General features: G+C 56.9%; 11 protein-coding genes. 4 read left to right on the top strand and 7 right to left on the bottom strand.

The window, feature by feature from the left end:
• The first annotated feature begins 68 nt into the window (after positions 1 to 68).
• From IEW18_RS11710 to recG, 3 genes are all read left to right on the top strand, one after another.
• Positions 69 to 494, top strand: coding sequence for a single-stranded DNA-binding protein (locus IEW18_RS11710; protein ID WP_188558033.1), 426 nt, complete (start codon positions 69 to 71; stop codon positions 492 to 494).
• Between the two features lie 162 nt (positions 495 to 656).
• Complete coding sequence (gene gldD, locus IEW18_RS11705) at positions 657 to 1,241, top strand: gliding motility lipoprotein GldD (protein ID WP_444542865.1); 585 nt, start codon at positions 657 to 659, stop codon at positions 1,239 to 1,241.
• 108 nt (positions 1,242 to 1,349) lie between these two features.
• Positions 1,350 to 3,449: an ATP-dependent DNA helicase RecG gene (gene recG, locus IEW18_RS11700; RefSeq protein ID WP_188558031.1), complete on the top strand. Its 2,100-nt coding sequence runs from the start codon at positions 1,350 to 1,352 to the stop codon at positions 3,447 to 3,449.
• A 138-nt stretch (positions 3,450 to 3,587) separates the two neighbouring features.
• On the opposite strand, the gene IEW18_RS11695 is transcribed toward recG, so the two are convergent.
• A complete protein-coding gene (locus tag IEW18_RS11695) occupies positions 3,588 to 3,794 on the bottom strand; it encodes a hypothetical protein (RefSeq protein ID WP_188558030.1) in 207 nt (68 codons plus the stop codon).
• A gap of 419 nt (positions 3,795 to 4,213) precedes the next feature.
• Here IEW18_RS11695 and IEW18_RS11690 point away from each other — a divergent pair, with 419 nt between their 5' ends.
• Positions 4,214 to 5,662 (top strand): hypothetical protein, encoded by a 1,449-nt coding sequence (locus tag IEW18_RS11690; protein WP_188558029.1) that lies wholly within the window; start codon positions 4,214 to 4,216, stop codon positions 5,660 to 5,662.
• Between the two features lie 264 nt (positions 5,663 to 5,926).
• On the opposite strand, the gene IEW18_RS11685 is transcribed toward IEW18_RS11690, so the two are convergent.
• The 6 genes from IEW18_RS11685 to IEW18_RS11660 form a co-directional block, all read right to left on the bottom strand.
• Positions 5,927 to 7,357, bottom strand: coding sequence for a Glu/Leu/Phe/Val family dehydrogenase (locus IEW18_RS11685; RefSeq protein ID WP_188558028.1), 1,431 nt, complete (start codon positions 7,355 to 7,357; stop codon positions 5,927 to 5,929).
• A gap of 231 nt (positions 7,358 to 7,588) precedes the next feature.
• A complete protein-coding gene (locus IEW18_RS11680) occupies positions 7,589 to 9,376 on the bottom strand; it encodes an acyl-CoA dehydrogenase FadE (protein ID WP_188558027.1) in 1,788 nt (595 codons plus the stop codon).
• Positions 9,377 to 9,639: 263 nt separating this feature from the next.
• Positions 9,640 to 10,818 carry an acetyl-CoA C-acyltransferase gene (locus IEW18_RS11675; protein WP_188558026.1) on the bottom strand — a complete coding sequence of 393 codons (1,179 nt, stop codon included), beginning with the start codon at positions 10,816 to 10,818 and terminating at the stop codon, positions 9,640 to 9,642.
• A 46-nt stretch (positions 10,819 to 10,864) separates the two neighbouring features.
• Entirely contained in the window at positions 10,865 to 11,233 is a 369-nt protein-coding gene (locus IEW18_RS11670) for a four helix bundle protein (RefSeq protein ID WP_188558025.1), read from the bottom strand.
• 39 nt (positions 11,234 to 11,272) lie between these two features.
• Entirely contained in the window at positions 11,273 to 13,681 is a 2,409-nt protein-coding gene (locus tag IEW18_RS11665) for a 3-hydroxyacyl-CoA dehydrogenase/enoyl-CoA hydratase family protein (protein WP_188558024.1), read from the bottom strand.
• A 156-nt stretch (positions 13,682 to 13,837) separates the two neighbouring features.
• The gene (locus IEW18_RS11660) at positions 13,838 to 14,314 is read right to left on the bottom strand and encodes a MarR family winged helix-turn-helix transcriptional regulator (RefSeq protein ID WP_188558023.1); all 477 of its coding nucleotides are present in this window, start codon (positions 14,312 to 14,314) and stop codon (positions 13,838 to 13,840) included.
• Positions 14,315 to 14,453: the final 139 nt, after the last annotated feature.

Raw genomic sequence — 14,453 nt, 5'->3', positions numbered from 1 at the left:
GTGATTCGTATATTTATAACAGAAAATACATCCTCATTCACATCAATAACCAATTGACTACCAATAGCATGGCAGGCGTAAACAAAGTTATTCTAGTCGGCAACTTAGGCAAAGATCCAGAAGTACGGCACCTAGAAGGCGGTAGCAGCGTGGCCCATTTCACGCTGGCTACCAATGAGTATTATAAGGACAAGCAGGGCAACCGCGTAGAGCGCACTGAGTGGCACAACATTGCCGCGTGGCGGGGCTTGGCGGAGCTAGCGGAGAAGTATCTGCGCAAAGGCCAGCAGGTGTACGTGGAAGGCAAAATCCGGACCCGGCAGTACCAGGACAAGGACAACCAGACGCGCTACATCACGGAAATCATTGCCGATGAAATTTCCATGCTGGGCGGCCGGCCCCAGGGCAGCGAGGGCACCGCACCTCAACCAGCCGCTGCGGAGGCTCCTACTACCTTCCGGCAGGAACCAGAGCTGGATCAGCTGCCGTTCTAACCCCGTGCAGTTTTAACCTTAGCCCAAGCCCCGGTTTCTGCCGGGGCTTTTTTCGTTTCAATGCCAGTACTTTGCCAGAAGCGGAAACGGTGAACTTCTGCGCGGCTTTCTTAGCTACCTTTGATTACTCATTTGCTTTTGCTTCGCATGGCCGTTTATCCAATGCTGCGTGCCGGGGGTGCAGTTCTCGCTTTGCTGGCCCTGGCTGCCGGCTGCACCTCTACCCCTGATTTCACGCCCAAGCCGAAAGGCTACAACCGCATCGACCTGCCCCCGCATGCCTACCAGCAGCTGGGGCCCGGCCACCCGTACCGGTTCGAGTACTCGCGCTACGCCAAGATATTGCGCGACTCCTCCTACCTGGCTCAGCCACACTGGATCAACGTGTACTACCCCTCGTTGCAAGCCAACGTGCAGGTAACTTACGCTAGCCTCACGGGCAAACCCCAACTCTACAGCAAGCTGCTGGAAGATGCCCGCAAGCTTACCAGCAAGCACGAGATTAAGGCCACGGCCATCGACGAGAACGTGCTCAAAACGCCCCACGGCATGCGCGTATCCGTGTTTGAGCTGCAGGGCGAGGTACCCAGCCAGTTTCAGTTTTATACCACCGACAGCACCAAGCACTTTTTCCGGGGCGCCCTCTACTTCCGGACTGCTACCGCCAACGACTCCCTGGCGCCGGTAATCGAGTACGTCAAGCAAGACATTGTGCGCATGCTGAACACGCTGCAATTCACTCAATAAGCCACTAGCGTATAGCTGCTGGCGGTTAGCTTTGTTCTGACAGCGTTTACAGCCACAGGCATCAATAAAAGCTAACAGCTAACGGCCAGCAGCTAACAGCTGATTAGAATGAGCAACTTTTTTCAGACTAAGATTGAATTTCTGCGCGGCGTGGGGCTGCAGCGGGCTCAGCTTCTGCAGAAAGAGCTGGGCTTGTTTACCTACGGCGACCTGATTCAGCGCTACCCCTTCCGTTACCTCGACCGCACCCAGTTCTACAACATCTGCGACCTGCACGATGACCTGCCTTACGTGCAGGTAAAAGGTATTCTGCGCGGCCGGGAGGTAGTAGGCGAAGGGCCAAAAAAGCGCATGGTAGCCAAATTGGCCGACGCCAGCGGCGAGCTGGAGCTGGTGTGGTTCAAGGGCGTGAACTACCTGGAGAAGATTGTCAAGAATCATCAGGAGTACATTGTCTTTGGCAAGCCGACCATGTTCAACGGCCGCCCCCAGATGGCCCATCCTGAGCTGGAGGAAGTTACGGAAGCCAAAGCGGGCCAGAGCTACCTGCAGCCGGTCTACAACACCACCGAAAAGCTCAAGAACTACCACCGCGTTGATAGCAAGGCCATTGCGCGCATGGTGGCCGATCTGCTTAAGCTTGCCCTACCCCAGGTCCACGAAACCTTGTCGCCGGACCTGATTCAGCAATACGGGCTGATGGACAAGGCCATGGCGCTCCAGCAGATTCACTTCCCGCAAAGCACCGAGCTGCTCCAGACGGCCCGGTTTCGGCTCAAGTTTGAGGAGCTATTTTACGTACAGCTGAAGCTGCTGCGCCAGAAGGATCAGCGCAAAGTCACGCTGGCCGGGCAGATTTTTAAAGAGGTGCCGACCCTGGTCCACTTCTACAAAAACGTAATGCCCTTCGACCTGACGGGCGCCCAAAAGCGGGTTATCCACGACATCTACAAGGATTTTTGTTCGGGCCAGCAGATGAACCGCCTGCTGCAGGGCGACGTGGGCTCGGGCAAAACCATTGTGGCCTTTATCAGCATGCTCATGGCCGCCGACAACGGCGCGCAAAGCTGCCTGATGGCGCCTACCGAAATTCTGGCCGACCAGCACTACGTGGGGCTAAAGCACTTTGCCGACATGCTGGGACTGAAAATTGGGAAGCTTACGGGCAGCACCCGCACCGCCGAGCGCCGGGTGCTGCACGAGCAGCTCCGCTCCGGCGAGATGCACATGCTGGTGGGCACCCACGCCCTGCTGGAAGACGTGGTCCAGTTCCGGAACCTGGGCCTGACGGTGATGGACGAGCAGCACCGCTTCGGGGTAGCGCAGCGCTCCAAGCTCTGGCAGAAAAATCCCCACGTAATTCCGCACGTGCTGGTGATGACGGCCACGCCCATTCCCCGCACCCTAGCCATGACCCTGTACGGCGACCTGGACGTGTCGGTGATTGACGAGTTGCCAGCCGGCCGCAAGCCCATTGTCACGGTGCACCGCTTCGACTCCAACCGGCTGAAGGTGTTTGGTTTCCTGCGCGACCAGATCAAGCTGGGCCGCCAGGTGTACATCGTGTATCCGCTGATTGAGGAAAGCGAAACCATGGCCGACTACAAGGACCTGATGGACGGGTACGAGAGTGTAGCGCGCGCCTTCCCGGAGTTCCAGATCAGCATTGTGCACGGGCGCATGAGTGCCGCCGAAAAGGATGCCGAAATGCAGCGCTTCGTGAAAAACGAAACCCAGATTATGGTGGCTACTACCGTAATTGAGGTAGGCGTGAACGTGCCCAACGCCTCCGTAATGGTGATTGAGAGCACCGAGCGGTTCGGCCTTTCCCAACTGCACCAGCTACGAGGCCGGGTGGGCCGCGGCGCCGACCAGAGCTACTGCATTCTGATGAGCGGCTACAAGCTCAGCAAGGATTCGCGCACCCGCATTGAGACGATGGTACGGACCAACAACGGTTTTGAAATTGCCGACATCGACTTGAAGCTGCGCGGCCCCGGCGACCTGATGGGCACCCAGCAAAGCGGCGTGCTGGACTTGCTGATTGCCGATCTGGCCAAGGACGGGCGCATCTTGACCGAAAGCCGGGCGGCGGCTCAGCAGCTCATTAACGAGGATCCTGGCCTGAACAAGCCGGAAAACCTAGCCATCCGCCGCCATATAGAAAGCTTGCCCGCCACGGCCGTTAACTGGAGCCGGATTAGCTAAGTAGAGCGCAGCAGCAACCTAAGAACAAAGAAAAGCCGGGCCGCCTGATGAAGTAGTACTTCATCAGGCGGCCCGGCTTTTTAACGGAACGGGCACAAAAAAAGCGACTTCTAAAAAAGTCGCTTACCGGTAGCTGAACTATTCAAGAGTGTTGGCAGTCGTTGTGGGAGCTGTGGTCTGCCAAAAGCGAGAGCCACCTCCCTGAATCTGTCGCTTGACCAAATTCTGCCCCTCCGACAAGGAAGCATTCTGGACGGGAACCTGCCAGCTGCTGCGCACTGCCTTGGCGGCAACCGGAGCGGTTGACTGCTGGCTTAGTTTGCCGAGGATGACAAGGGAAATCATGAGAGAAAAACGAAGTAAAGATTTCATAGCGTATTGCCGATTTAGAGCGGCCCGAGGACTTACAAACTTCGAGCCAGACTAGCCTGGGTTAAAAGATTTGAGTAGCGAAAGAAAAAACAACTTGCAAGTTAAGCAACTGATCTAGTGGCAGAAACAGCGAGAATTACACAACTTTTGACTCACCGTTTCCACCACGATTTTCGGTTACCCCTACTGGGCTTTTCCGTTATCAGGTGCAAAGATCAACTATTCCCCTGGCTTTTTACTACCCCCCTGGATTAAGCCTACATGAATATTCCAGAATTGAACGAGGCCAGGCTCAGCTGCTACAACATGTGGGAGAGTGCCGCCGAAGTTGGATATCTTTGGAAGATATAATTCTCACTTTTCGCGTTTTCGCTTACCTAATCCCCTTTTCCGTGCGTTTTTCCTTTGTACTCGCAGCTGGGTTTTCACTGGCTAGCCTGCTAACGAATCTGACCCCGGCGGTGGGACAACGGGTGAAATCAGCGCCCTTTAGCTACGTGCCGGAACGCGCTGACGACCGATACAACCAGCGCGTGACCCGCAAAACCCTGGCCCTACCCTCGGGTGGCTTCGTGATACTGGCGCATAAATCAGCCACAGAGTACGCCGTGGAACGCTACGACGCGGACCTGAAGCGTCTCTGGAGCACGTCCCTGCCCCTGGCCGCCGGCGAAGCAATAGATGGATTCGCGCGCAGCAATGGGCAAGCCTTGGTAGTGACGCACGCCACCGGCGCGGCCCAGCAGCTCTCGGCCTACAGCCTGGACCTAAGCAACGGCCAGAAAAGCCCGGTTAAAAAGCTGATTGAAGCCGGCCCGCGCGACCGGCGCCCGGGCGTGGCCTTCTCCCCCGATGGCACCAAGCTAGTGGTGTGGCGCTACCTCACCCGCAACGAACAAATCCGGGCCATTAGCGCAACCGTCTACGATGAGAAGCTGCTGAAACTCAAGGACCGCACTTATGACTTCCATGACCAGGGCGGCTTCTTTTCCACTACCGTGGAGGTCGGCAACGATGGTTCCCAGTTCGTGACCCTTGTCAGTGACGGAATGAAGAAGCTAACCGTCCGCCGCTACCGCAACGATTCGCCGGAAGTCAAGGTAATGTCAGTGTCGGTAGGCGGCACGTTCGGGGGCAAGGAAGTCAACGTTTTCGACTCGCGGTTTTCCCTGCAGCCCGACAATACTCTGTACGCCGCCGCCATTTGCAACGAGCGGGAAAGTGGCTTGTATCATAGCCTGAAAGTGGTGAAGTTTGACTTCTCGGGCGAGGGCGACATGAAATTTGCCCCCGAGGTGAAATTTGGTCCCGAATACCTGACAGAAGCTAACAAAGCCACGGGCACAACAGCCAAGCGCCTGGAAGACATCTACCTCACGGACCTGCTGCTCACCAACGAAAAGCAGCTGGTAGTGGTGGGCGAAAAGAAGTACGAGGAAGGCGGCGACGACTCGCCCGGCCACACCCGGGAGCTGCACCTGTTCGGCTACAACGAGTTCCAAACGCCTTCCTGGCGCCGCATCATCGCCAAAGACCAGGTAGCACCCGCGGCCGAAGGCTTCAGCAGCATCGGTTACCGGGCCACTGTGTTCGGGCCTGATATTCAGGTCGTGACCTGGGAAAAAATCAAAAACAAATCCGACCTGTACTTGCGCCGCGTGAACGCGCAAACGGGCGCCGTACAGGAGCCCAAAGGCCTCGGACTCAACGTGGCGGCCGACCAAAACCCGTCGTACGTGAAGGATTTTACGACTTGGCTAGACGGCAAAACAATTATTGGCGTCAGCCGGCCCAGCAAAAAATCCGCGTCTTTGATGCTAAATAAAATTGCCATCAAGTAGGCGTTACCTCCACGGTAAAAACCCGGTGGCTTCATCACTAAACAGGCCGCTTCCAATACTGGAAGCGGCCTGTTTGGCTTACTTAGGCTGTGTGGATAGCAGAAAATTTTGAGTCAAAATAGCCCGTCATGCAGAGTGCAGCGAAGCATCTCGCTTGGGCTAACTTTTGAATAGTATGGCAGCCTCAGCCCGCAAGATGCTTCGCTGCGCTCTGCATGACGGCCTTCTAATTCACGGTTCACACCGCTTGGCACTGACCGACGGTTACGGGAAGATGCCCAGCGACTGGTAGCTAACTCCAATCTTCTCGATGGCGCTGTAGAAGGCCGCCGTGCGTAAGTCCGCAATGCCGGGCACCTCGTCCATCACTTTGCGGATGTTCTGGTAGGCGGTAATCATGGTGTCCTCCAGGCCGGACCGCACCAAGTCAATTTCGTCGGCTCCGTGCACAATGAGCTGGCGCTCCTCAGGGGTAATAGTTTTACCTGTGGTGCGTTCAATGGTGGCTACCAGGCGGCGCATGGCTCCTTCCTCAGCGCGCTTCCCCATCCGGCCGAAGCGCACGTTAGAAAGGTTTTTCAGCCATTCGAAGTACGACACGGTTACGCCGCCGGCATTGAGGTAAAGGTCAGGCAGAATCACGACGCCGCGCTCCAGCAGGATCTTCTCGGCGCTCTGGGTGGTAGGACCGTTTGCGCCCTCGGCAATAATTTTAGCTTTGATGTTGGCTGCGTTGCCCTCGTGTATCTGGTTTTCTAGGGCCGCCGGCAGCAGCACGTCGCACTCCCGCTCCAGCAAGTCCAGCGAATTTTCTACGTCTTCCGCGCCCGCGAAGCCCAGGATAGAGCCCGTAGCCTCCCGGTGTTTGAACACGGCTGCTACGTCCAGCCCATTGGCGCTAAAAATACCTCCTTCCCGCTCGGCAATACCTGTAATCAAGGCCCCAGCCTCCTGGCAGAAGTGGGCGGCGTAAAACCCCACGTTGCCTAGGCCCTGCACAATGATGCGCTTGCCAGCAATGCCGCTACTCAGCCCTATTTTCTTAAGCATGGGCTCGTCTAGCAGCAGTTCGCGCAGCCCGTAGAACACACCCAGGCCCGTTGCTTCCGTCCGGCCCCGAATGCCACCCTGGCCCACCGGCTTGCCCGTTACGCAGCCTAGGGCGTTGGTGTCGCCGTATTTAAAGGTCATATAGGTATCGGCAATCCAGGCCATTTCGCGGCTACCCGTGCCGTAGTCGGGAGCGGGTACATCCATGCCGGGGCCAATCAGGTTTTTCTTGATTAGCTCACTGGCGTAACGGCGCGTGACGCGTTCCAGGATGTGCACCGGGGTAGTCCGCGGATTGATTTTCACGCCCCCCTTTGCCCCACCAAACGGCACATCAACCAGAGCGCACTTGAAGGTCATCAGGGTAGCCAAGGCCATTACCTCTTCCTCATCTACGTACACGCTGTAGCGGATGCCACCCTTGCTGGGCAGCTTATGGTGGCTGTGCTGCACCCGAATGCCTTCGAATACCTGCACGCGCCCATCTACCTCCACCGGGAAGTTCACCTTGTAGATGCTGTTGCACACCCGAATCTGGGCAATGATACCGGGGTCCAGTTTCGAGAAACTGGCTGCATGGTCATAAAAACGCAGCACACTCTCGTAAAAGTCCTTGCCTTTTACTTGCTCGTTGGCGTTGCTCATAAGAAGTGGGAGGTTAACGGTGGGTAGTGCATCATGCAACGGTTGGGATAAGCCCCGCGTTGCGTCAGGGCAATCCATTCCCAACACCGAGTTGTCTGGCAGGTGAAGTGAACTGGCCAACAAAAAAGCCACCCCCAAAATTGGGAGTGGCTTTTTACGCACCGGGAACCTGGGCCAGAGAGCCGCCTGCCAGCAGCCCTACCCCTTCCGTGTACCCGATAAAGCAGTGGTTTAGTATACGTACTCGTTGGCGGCAATCAGCACGTCGGCGATGCGGCGGCGGGCGTCTTTGGCGTTGTAGAGGTCGGCTTTGGTGAAGCGCTTCAGGCCCATGGCCAGCAGGCGCTGCTCGTCGCCTTCCGTCATGGAGGCAATGGCATCCTTACCGAACTTGTTTACCAGGTCCACCGTGTCGTAGAGGTACACGCGGGCAATGTCAATTTGAGTGGCCAACGCCTCCTCGCCTTTCACGCCCGCTTCTTTCTCCACGCGCAGCAGCGTGCTTTCAGCGGTGTACACCTTGATGGCCATATCGGCAATGTTCATCAGTACCTCCTGCTCTTTGGCCAGGGAGTTCATGTACTTCTGCACGGCCGTGCCCGCTACCATCAGGATGGCCTTCTTCAGCTTCTGGATGGTCTTTTTCTCGGCGGCAAACAGGCCGGTTTCTTCTTCCAGGTTAAAGTCCGGAATGGCCATCAACTCTTGCTGAACCGCTTGGGCCGGGCCCATCAAATCCAGCTCGCCTTTCATGGCCTTTTTCAGGATCATGTCCACGGCCAGCATGCGGTTGATTTCGTTGGTGCCCTCGAAGATGCGGTTGATGCGCGAGTCACGGTAGGCGCGGTCCATGGGGTAGTCGGCCGAGAAGCCGTAGCCGCCGTACACCTGCACGCCTTCGTCCACTACGTAGTCCAGCACCTCGGAGCCTTCTACCTTCAGAATGGCGCACTCCACGGCAAATTCGCGGGCGGCACCCAGCAGGGCCTCGTTGTGGCTCTGGCCTTTGGCCAGCAGCTCCTGCTCCATGCGGGCAATGTCCATGCCGGCGCGGTAAATAGCCGACTCGACGGCGTAGATGCGCACGGCCTGCTGGGCCAGCTTGTACTTAATAGCGCCGAACTTGCTGATGGGCAGCTTGAACTGTACCCGCTCGTTGGCATATTTCACGCTCAGCGTGGCCGCCATTTTGGTAGCGCCCAAGCAAGCCGCCGCCAGCTTAATGCGGCCAATGTTCAGGATGTTGAAAGCAATGAGGTGGCCCTTGCCAATCTCGCCCAGCACGGCCGACTTCGGCACTTTCACATCCGAGAGGAACACCTGACGGGTCGAGGAGCCTTTGATGCCCATCTTGTGCTCCTCGTTGCCGAGGCTCAAGCCGGGCGTGTTGCGCTCTACAATGAAGCCCGTAAACTTGTCGCCGTCTACCTGCGCAAACACAATGAATACGTCGGCAAAACCACCGTTCGTAATCCACATTTTCTGGCCGTTGAGCACGTAATGCTCGCCGTCCTCAGTAGGCATGGCTTTGGTTTTGGCCCCCAGCGCATCGGAACCGGAGCCGGGCTCGGTGAGGCAGTAGGCACCCATCAGCTCCCCGCTAGTCAGGCCGGGCAGATACTTAGCCTTCTGATCCTCGTTACCGAAGTACAGAATAGGTAGCATGGCAATGCCCGTATGGGCCGCGAAGGCCACCGGGAACGAGTGGCCGCCGCCCACGCCTTCCGTCACGCGCAGGGAGGTAGTAAAGTCCATGTCCAGCCCGCCGTACTGCTCCGGAATGCTCACCCCGAACAGGCCCAGCTCGCCGGCTTTTTCCATCAGGCCGCGCATGAGGCCTTCTTCGTGGTTATCGAGGCGCTCCAGCAAAGGCTGCACTTCCTTTTCCACGAAGTCCAGGGCCGTCTGGTGCATCATGTTCTGCTCCTCCGAAAAATCGGCGGGGGTGAATACGTCCTGCGCAGCGGTTTCCTTGATAATGAACTCGCCGCCTTTCACAAGCTTGTTGGTTACTTCCATGGCTAGGATGAGGTATTGATGTGGGAGATTTAAAGTCGAAAACGAAGACAAACTACTCGGCAAGCCGAGTATTATGAGCCAAAGCAGCCCAGTGGTTTGTCGTACGGAAAGATAAGAAAATTTGGTATGCTTGCCGAGTACTTAGCCGAAAGAAAACCCCGACTGCTACGGGGTTTTCTTTCGGCATGCAACGCGCAGTTTCACTTCGCGGCTACGGAGGTTGTAATCGTTCTTGTGGTCTCGAAGTGAAACTGCGCGTTACATTATTTCAGTAGCTCGTAGATGCCGGCTACGCCTTGGCCGCCGCCTACGCAGGCGGTTACCATGCCGTACTTCTTACCCCGCTCGCGCAACTCATGGAACAGCTGAATGCTGAGCTTAGCGCCGGAGCAGCCCAGCGGGTGACCGAGGGCAATGGCGCCGCCGTTCACGTTCAGTTTGCTCTCGTCGATGTTCAGCTCGCGGGTAATGGCAATGGACTGGGAGGCGAAGGCCTCGTTTAGCTCAATCAGGTCAATGTCGTCGAGCTTCATGCCGGCCTGCTTCAGAGCCTTCGGAATGGCCTTGATCGGGCCCATACCCATGATGCGCGGGTCGATGCCCTCGGTGGCGTAGGTAATCATGCGGGCAATGGGCTCCAGGTTCAGCTCCTTCACCATGCGCTCCGACATCACCAGCACGAAAGCCGCACCGTCGGAGGTCTGCGAGGAGTTACCAGCCGTTACGGAGCCATTGGCAGCGAATACCGGACGCAGCTTGGCTAGGGCTTCCAAGGAGGTATCCGCACGGGGACCTTCGTCGGTGTCCACTACGTAGGAGCGGGTTTTCTTTTTGCCGGTGGCCTGGTCGAGGTAGGTTTCCTCTACCGTGATGGGCACAATCTGCTCCTTGAACTTGCCGGCCTGAATGGCCTTGATGGCCTTCTGGTGGGAGTTGTAGGCAAACTGGTCCTGGTCCTCGCGCGACACTTTGTAATCCTGCGCTACGGCTTCGGCCGTGAGGCCCATGCCGAGGTAGTAATCGGGGTGCTGCTGGGCCAGTTTATAATTCGGCACCGTTTTCCAGCCTACGGTGGGCACCATGCTCATGCTCTCGGTGCCACCGGCCACGATGCAGTCGGCCATGCCGGCCGTGATTTTGCTGGCGGCCATGGCAATGGTTTCCACGCCGGAGCCGCAGTAGCGGTTCACAATGAGGCCCGAGACGTTCATGGGCAGAGCCAGGAGCGAAATCAGGCGGCCCATTTGCAGGCCTTGCTCGGCTTCCGGCACGGCGTTGCCCACCATCACATCATCGATGCGCGAAGGGTCGAGGGCAGGCACGGAAGCTACCAGGTGCTTGATAACGTCGGCGGCGAGGTCATCGGGGCGGGTGAAGCGGAAACCGCCGCGGGTGGCTTTGCCCACGGCCGTGCGGTAACCAGCTACGATATATGCGTTCATGTTTTTAGAAGTTAGAGGTGAGAACTTAGAGCTTAGACTCTGGTGGTTAGTTCTCAGGTTGAAGACTTTTTTGAAAGCCGTAGAGCATCTTTTGTAGTTCTACTAACTCACTTACCGCAGCTTGCAGTCGAATTTCATCCAGGTAGCCGAACTCAGCAGCTAATAGAAACTGTGTCTCTAACTCGTAAGCCGAACCGGTGGCAATTGAGAGAAACTGACTGAAATCCTTGGCCGAGCCGCGTCCTGCTCCTTCAGCAATGTTGGAAGGGATAGAAACAGCTGCCCGACGCATCTGCGACGTTAGCCCAAACCGTTCATCGGGCGGAAACATGGCGCAGCATTGGTAAGTGAGCTTGGTAATCAGCATCGCCTTCTGCCAGATTTTTAAATCCCGAAACCGATGCCGACTTACCATACAGAACAACTCTAAGTTCTAAGCTCTCAATTCTCAGTTCTAATTACGAAGCGGTTTGCCAGTGGTGAGAATGCTCTGGATACGCTCCAGTGTTTTTCGCTCGCCGGTGAGGCTGAGGAAAGCTTCGCGCTCCAGGTCCAGCAGGTACTGCTCCGATACTTCGGTGGGGCTGCTCAGGTCGCCGCCGCACATGATGTAGGCCAGTTTGTTGGCAATTTTTACGTCGTGGTCGGAGATATAGCGGCCTTCCTTCATGGCGTGCACGCCGGTCAGGAACATGCCGAGGGCGCCCTTGCCTTGCACCTTGATGTTGGTTTTCTGCACTGGCTGAGTATAGCCATCCTCGGCTAGCTCAATAGCAGCGGCTTTGGCTTGCGCAATCACGCGGTTGCTGTTTACCACTACCTCGTCGCCGCGGCGCAGAAAGCCCAGGTCGAAGGCCTCGGCCGCCGAGGTCGACACCTTGGCCGTGCTGATGGTCATGAAGGTGTTACGGAGCAGGTTGTACTCGGGCTCCCCTTCTTCGTACTTGGCCGCGGTGCGCAAGGTCATTTCCTTGGTGCCGCCGCCGCCTGGAATCAAGCCGACGCCGAATTCTACGAGGCCCATGTAGGTTTCGGCAGCCGCTACTACCCGGTCGCAGTGCAGGTTCAGCTCGCAGCCGCCGCCCAAAGCCAGGCCGTGCGGGGCACCCACCACCGGAATGGAGCTGTAACGCATGCGCATCATGGCCTGCTGGAACTGGGCAATCATCAGGTTCAGCTCGTCGTACTCCTGGTCCAGCGCGAACATATACACCAGGCCCAGGTTGGCCCCGGCCGAGAAGTTCGGTGCGTCGTTGCCAACTACCAGGCCGCGGAAGTCCTTTTCCGCCAGCTCTACGCCTTTCAGCAAGCCCTGAATGACATCGGACCCCAGCGCGTTCATCTTGCTGTGGAACTCCACGTTCAGAATACCGTCGCCGAGGTCCACTACCGAAGCCCCGGCGTTTTTCCACAGCACTTTGCCGGTAGCGCGCAGGTTGTCGAGGATGATGAAGTTCTCTACCCCCGGAATAGCCTTGTAAGCTTTGCTCTCGATGTCGTAGAACTGCTTCACCCCCTGCTCGCTCACCTTGTAGAAGGTAGCGTTGCCAGCGGCCAGCATTTCCTCTACCCAGGGCGCTACTGTCTTACCTTCGGCCTGGGCCAGTTCCAAGCCTTTCTGCACGCCCAGCGCGTCCCAGGTTTCAAACGGACCCATTTCCCAGCCGAAGCCGGCGCGCAGGGCGTCGTCAATCTTGTAGAGCGAGTCGGTGATTTCCGGAATCCGGTTGCTCACGTAGGCAAACAGGCCCGCGAAGGTTTTGCGGTAGAAGTCGGCGGCTTTGTCTTTGCCGGCTACGAGCACCTTGAACCGGTCGGCCAGTTTTTCAATCGGCTTGGTGGTTTCCAGGGTAGCAAACTTCACCTTGGCGCTGGGCTTGTATTCCAACGTAGCGAGGTCAAGCGCCTGGATTTCCGACTTGCCGCCCTCGCCTTTTACTTTCTTGTAGAAACCCTGGCCGGTTTTGTCGCCCAGCCACTTGTTTTCCGCCATCTTCTTGATGAAGTCCGGCAATTGGAACACGGCTTTGGCTTCGTCATTCGGTAGGTTTTGAGCCAGACCGTTAGCAACGTTGATCATCGTATCCAGACCGACCACGTCGGAAGTGCGGAACGTGGCCGACTTGGCGTGGCCGATAACCGGGCCGGTGAGCTTGTCGACTTCCTCCACCGACAGACCCAGCTGGCTCATTACCTGCACCACGTCCATGATGGCGAAAACGCCCACGCGGTTAGCAATGAAGGCGGGCGTGTCCTTGGCCAGCACCGTGGTTTTACCCAGGTACAGGTCGCCGTAGTGCATCAGGAAATCCACTACCGCTTGGTCCGTGTCCGGGCTCGGGATGATTTCGAGCAGCTTCAGGTAGCGCGGCGGGTTGAAGAAGTGAGTGCCGCAGAAAAACTTCTTGAAGTCGTCGGAGCGGCCCTCCGTCATCATATGGATCGGGATACCCGAGGTGTTCGAGGTAATGAGCGTGCCGGGCTTGCGGTACTGCTCTACGCGCTCAAACAGGCTCTTTTTAATATCGAGGCGCTCTACTACTACCTCAATTGTCCAGTCGCAGGTGGCAATGTCCTTGAGGTTGTCGTCGAAGTTGCCGGTTTTGATGCGGCTGGCGTCAGTTTTGCGGTAGAGCGGCGAGGGGTTGCTGGCAATGGCCGCCTGCAAGGAGCTGTTGACAATGCGGTTTTTCACCGCGGGGTTGTCCAGCTTCAGGCCCTTGGCTTCTTCGGCGGGTAGCAATTCCTTGGGCGCGATGTCGAGCAGCAATACCTGCACGCCGATATTGGCGAAGTGGCACGCAATGCGCGAGCCCATCACACCGGAGCCCAGTACGGCTACTTTTTTGATGGTACGATTCATTCGTGGGGTGAATGAGTGGGTGAGAGATAAGTTATTAGGTGTCAGTTGAACGTTGCCGGCCAAGCAGGCAAACTACTCGTCATGCCGAATTTTTAAAACCGCGCACGCCCGACGAGTTGCTGGGCGGCGACAAACTAAGTGCTCCGGGCCGCCCGGCTAAGCCGGCGACTCGGAGCGTAACGGTTTCGGTTTGAAATCCTCGTAAAGAGTTTTGCTCTCAATCATGCCCGTAATCTGGGCTACTACCTTGAAAAACACGTTCAACTCGTTCTGCGGGATTTTCTCCCGGACTTTCAGGTTGAAGTGACGCACGGTTTGGCGGGAAATTTCCTTGCCCCGCAGGCCTTCCTCCGTCAGGAAAATGCGCACGGAGCGCTTGTCCTGGGTGTCAGCCTGCTTGTAGATGAGGCCCTTTTCCTCCATGCTGCGTAGAATGCGCGTCAGGGAACGGGTTTCCAGGCCCAGCAACGGGGCTATCTTGGTAGCGGGCGTGCCGTTTTCCTGATCAATGTTCAGCAGCACAAAGCCGATGCTGGTGGTAATGTCGTGCTTGGCAGCCTGCGTGTTATACATCCGCGAAATGGCGTGCCAGGCAACCTTTATGTTATAATCAACGGTTTCTTCGGGAGTCATGGGGTAGTACGGCAAGTCCGGTAAACATACAGAAATATGTTATGCTTGCATACTAAGTTAACTAAAAAAAGTTTGGGGTTTGACTGAGCGTTATGCCCTTATCAAACCCCAACCTGTTAGCAATTTATAGGTTCTACTT

This window comes from Hymenobacter glacieicola (genome assembly GCF_014640315.1).
Taxonomy (GTDB): domain Bacteria; phylum Bacteroidota; class Bacteroidia; order Cytophagales; family Hymenobacteraceae; genus Hymenobacter; species Hymenobacter glacieicola.
This window is presented reverse-complemented; position numbering and strand designations above follow the sequence as displayed.

Bases quoted from the DNA above. Each gene is read 5' to 3' on its own strand.
- IEW18_RS11710 (WP_188558033.1), top strand. From the start codon at position 69: ATGGCAGGCGTAAACAAAGTTATTCTAGTCGGCAACTTAGGCAAAGAT.
- gldD (WP_444542865.1), top strand. From the start codon at position 657: ATGCTGCGTGCCGGGGGTGCAGTTCTCGCTTTGCTGGCCCTGGCTGCC.
- recG (WP_188558031.1), top strand. From the start codon at position 1,350: ATGAGCAACTTTTTTCAGACTAAGATTGAATTTCTGCGCGGCGTGGGG.
- IEW18_RS11695 (WP_188558030.1), bottom strand. From the start codon at position 3,794: ATGATTTCCCTTGTCATCCTCGGCAAACTAAGCCAGCAGTCAACCGCT.
- IEW18_RS11685 (WP_188558028.1), bottom strand. From the start codon at position 7,357: ATGAGCAACGCCAACGAGCAAGTAAAAGGCAAGGACTTTTACGAGAGT.
- IEW18_RS11680 (WP_188558027.1), bottom strand. From the start codon at position 9,376: ATGGAAGTAACCAACAAGCTTGTGAAAGGCGGCGAGTTCATTATCAAG.
- IEW18_RS11675 (WP_188558026.1), bottom strand. From the start codon at position 10,818: ATGAACGCATATATCGTAGCTGGTTACCGCACGGCCGTGGGCAAAGCC.
- IEW18_RS11670 (WP_188558025.1), bottom strand. From the start codon at position 11,233: ATGGTAAGTCGGCATCGGTTTCGGGATTTAAAAATCTGGCAGAAGGCG.
- IEW18_RS11665 (WP_188558024.1), bottom strand. From the start codon at position 13,681: ATGAATCGTACCATCAAAAAAGTAGCCGTACTGGGCTCCGGTGTGATG.
- IEW18_RS11660 (WP_188558023.1), bottom strand. From the start codon at position 14,314: ATGACTCCCGAAGAAACCGTTGATTATAACATAAAGGTTGCCTGGCAC.